At 46.9% G+C, this 3,514-nt stretch carries 4 protein-coding genes; 1 reads left to right on the top strand and 3 read right to left on the bottom strand.

The features are described 5' to 3' along the window. Positions 1 to 851: transposase (locus KDK14_RS17215; RefSeq protein ID WP_257266418.1), on the top strand; the 851-nt coding region annotated here is incomplete at its 5' end. Positions 852 to 1,289: 438 nt separating this feature from the next. Here KDK14_RS17215 and KDK14_RS21840 read toward each other — a convergent pair. The 3 genes from KDK14_RS21840 to KDK14_RS17205 all read right to left on the bottom strand — a co-directional run bounded on the left by KDK14_RS21840 (position 1,290) and on the right by KDK14_RS17205 (position 2,683). Next, positions 1,290 to 1,472 (bottom strand): DUF5615 family PIN-like protein, encoded by a 183-nt coding sequence (locus KDK14_RS21840; RefSeq protein WP_373691105.1) that lies wholly within the window; start codon positions 1,470 to 1,472, stop codon positions 1,290 to 1,292. Positions 1,473 to 1,611: 139 nt separating this feature from the next. After that, the gene (locus KDK14_RS17210) at positions 1,612 to 2,319 is read right to left on the bottom strand and encodes a hypothetical protein (RefSeq protein ID WP_257266417.1); all 708 of its coding nucleotides are present in this window, start codon (positions 2,317 to 2,319) and stop codon (positions 1,612 to 1,614) included. Then, positions 2,303 to 2,683, bottom strand: a complete 381-nt coding sequence (locus tag KDK14_RS17205) for a hypothetical protein (protein ID WP_257266416.1) — start codon at positions 2,681 to 2,683, stop codon at positions 2,303 to 2,305. Before KDK14_RS17205 ends, KDK14_RS17210 begins: the two co-directional genes overlap by 17 nt. Between the last annotated feature and the right edge of the window lie 831 nt (positions 2,684 to 3,514).

Raw genomic sequence — 3,514 nt, 5'->3', positions numbered from 1 at the left:
AACCGGAAATGAGCAGACCACCAAGAATTGAGTATTCAGGTGCCCTTTATCATGTGACTTCCCGTGGGAATGAGCGCAGGGCTATTTACCGTGAAGTCACCGACTTTACTTTGTTTCTCGATACCCTGGCTGAAGTATGCGACCGGTTTAACTGGGTAATGCATTCGTTCTGCCTGATGACCAATCATTACCATCTGGTGGTGGAAACGCCCGATGCTAATCTTTCCAGGGGTATGCGACAGCTCAACGGTGTTTATACTGTCAGATTCAATAGAAAGTACGGCAGAGTTGGTCATCTTTTCCAAGGGCGATACAAAGCCATTCTTGTGGACAAAGATGCTTATCTTATGGAGCTTAGCCGGTACGTCGTGTTAAACCCGGTCAGAGCCAAAATGGTCAAGTCGCCGGATCAGTGGCCGTGGAGTAGTTACTGCTATTCCACTGGCTTGTTCGATTCACCACCCTGGCTGGCCACTGATGCTACGCTGCGCTATTTTGGTAGCGACCGTGATGAGGCTATTCTCAGTTTTGTCCGGTTTGTTGCCGAGGGTGTTGGTATTAATATCTGGGAACACCTGAAACAGCAGATCTATCTGGGTGACGATAATTTCATCAATAAGCAGCTGGCTTATAAGCCCAAAGGGAAGGCTGTTCTTTCTGAAGTGCCTCATAAACAGAAGCGGCAGTCACCACCATCCTTAGGTTCTTTCTTTGAGGCTGCCAGTCAGCGGGATGAAGCGATTGTCGCGGCTTTTAAGTCCGGCGGTTATACCCTGGGCGAAATTGCCAACTATATTGGCCTGCACTATACAACCGTAGGACGGATCGTTCGAAAGCCTGCCAGTAAGTAGGCTAGAGAAAAAAACAGGGTGTTTCATCTTGCCTATCGAACCATTTTTCTAAGAAAACCTGCGTATAGGTTCTTTAACGACAAGTGACCTGCAATTTGGCAAAGCCACTTATCGCTCTCTGATTCTTCGCATTTGCTGTGTTTCAGGTGGGCATTAATCTTCAAGAAGCTACCCGCTCACCATGCACTTTCTGCAACAGATGACTGAGCTAAAACCGGGGGGAAGTCTTGCATTGTGCATACCCTATTACGTCAGTTTGTCAAAACCTCTTTGACAACTTCCCAATCATTTTCAGTTGTTTTTTGCGCGTAAAGAATGGGGGAGGTATCAGGACAACCTTTTCAGAGTACCAATAACCCTTTGCTTTCATCGTTCAGGAAACTATGGATAGTCTGTTGATTGTCTGTTAAAACACGCTCAACAACCGCAAGCCTGACATTACCGACTGTCAAATGACCTGAATTCGAATGCTTCCAGCATTGATAAAAAATCCTTGTCTTTACTGACAATGGCAAGACCATTTGATTTTGCATAGCGCCATAATTCAATATCCGGAGGGTTGTCCAGGCATGCATGAATAACATGTAGGCTTTTCGGAAATCGGGTTTCTATTCGTGCTATTAACCGAGCGAACCGGGGTCACGAGCGAACCGGGGTCAAGGTCTTGATTTTTGAACGACAAGTGACCTCCAATCTGGAATAGCCACTTACCGCTCTCCGATTTTTTTACATTTGCTGTATTTCAGGTGGACATGAAACTTTAAGAAGCAACCCGCTCACCATGCACCTTCTGCAACAGGTGACTGAGCTTGAACCCATGCTGAATCCCCTGAAAATAAAAGGTAAACAGCAAAACAAACAGGCCAAACTGCAACCAGGCCGGTGCCTGCAGCTCATTCAGCAAAATACCCATGCCATTAATCAACGCCGCAATACAAAGCATAATCACCAGTGTCTGCCTTGGGCTGAAACCTGCATGCATAAAGATATGGTGAGCATGGGTCCGGTCGGGCTTAAAGGGATTCTTCCCTTTTTTCACCCGCCGCAATACGGTGGAGACCATATCAATCAGTGGCAGGCCCAGGAAATACAAACCCGTTACCGCTTCAAACCGTGGCCCACGGGTGGCAGTGGCCTGGGTGCAGTAACAGATCATCATAATCAGGGTAAAGCCGATCATCATACTGCCAGCGTCGCCCATAAAAACTTTTTTCACACGCGCGGTTAGCTGCAGGTTAAATATCTGGAAAGCCAGTATGGCGGCAATCATCACGATAATAAAAATCCGCAGCCGGGTGGTAAAATCCAGGGTAATCAGTATTGAGGCCAGGGCAAGAATGGTAATGCCGGAACTCAGGCCATCAATTCCGTCGACCATATTCATGCTGTTGACGATGCCCAAGGCCGCGATCAGGGTGAACGGCACAGCAAGCCACAGTGGCATCACCACATCACCAAAACCGAACATATTGCCGAGGTTGGTAAAGATCGTCCCAGCGAAATACATCATACCTGGTGGCAATAAAAGTAGCCAGAATACGCAACCGTACGCTGAGTTTAAACCGGTCGTCAAACACACCCACCACGGTGAGCATTCCGGCAGAAATATAGTAAGCGGTTAGTGCAGTGCTGCTGGCAAAAAAGATCATGCCCACTATTAATAGCGTAAGGTAAATTACCAGGCCGCCAATCAGCGGGACAGCACTGTCGTGTTGTTTGCGTTCATCGGGTTTGTCTACCAGTCCGACTTTTCTGGAGACAGGTTTCAGCAATTTTATCAGGGCAAAGGATAGCGCAAAGGCTGAGAGCGCTTTGAATATCGTTAGTTCCATTTATAGTTATCTGCTGATGGTGGTTTCTGTGGGCTGCTGTTTCAGGCTGTTGTCATTTTTTTACCACAGAGGGTCGAAAATTGCACCCCGGTAACTGCTCCATGGGTTACTCTGACTCCTGCACCACTGGCATGGGTGCATTTTCGGCACTTCCGCCTTTCATGGCGGTGACTCAGAGGGCGCAGAAGAAAAAGAAAGGCTTTCTCTCAGTGCCCTCTCAAAAGTACCCTGAAATGTTTGCGGTCAGCGGTGTTGCAAGGTCTCCACCACGCTACCGCCCATCGATTTTTTTTAGGGCGTATACCGAAACAGCCATAGCCAAGTTGTGGTAGTCAGTACTTTATTTGCGGATTTCTCGCAAACGCTGCGAACAAACGCGCTCTCCGTTTGTGCTGACTGCGTATAAACAACCCTTCAGGTTTGCTGGGGATTGTTACTTGAACGGAGATTGATACAAGACAGCAGACGTTAAAGCCTACTTGATTTAGCTAAAGCATTCTACCCAAGTTGAACGACAATGCAATGCATAGAAACTGTCTGGTTTATTAGTCATTTTACCGAATAAAAAGCTGTTCTCCGCATTGCACCAATGCTTTAACCGCTTGTCGTGTGGGTAGCCAAGGTGCTTTGGAATGTTCATATACAGATTCTTTGATTGAAGCATGGTCTCTATTTGTGGTGGTTGATTATTAGACGATGTATTTCTTTTGAATAGATCTTTTGTGACTGGAGTTATTTTGGGGGAAAGATCTCAGGAATAGTCCCTGAATCAATGCCACTGACTTAAGCGTGAAAGCTTTGCCATACGCAGGCTTTAAGGCACCCTGCGAT

The sequence above is a fragment of the Endozoicomonas sp. ONNA2 genome (assembly GCF_024606365.1).
Taxonomy (GTDB): Bacteria; Pseudomonadota; Gammaproteobacteria; order Pseudomonadales; family Endozoicomonadaceae; genus Endozoicomonas.
This window is presented reverse-complemented; position numbering and strand designations above follow the sequence as displayed.

Coding starts and splice junctions, on each gene's coding strand:
- KDK14_RS17210 (WP_257266417.1), bottom strand. CDS start 2,319: ATGTTCGGTTTTGGTGATGTGGTGATGCCACTGTGGCTTGCTGTGCCG.
- KDK14_RS17205 (WP_257266416.1), bottom strand. CDS start 2,683: ATGGAACTAACGATATTCAAAGCGCTCTCAGCCTTTGCGCTATCCTTT.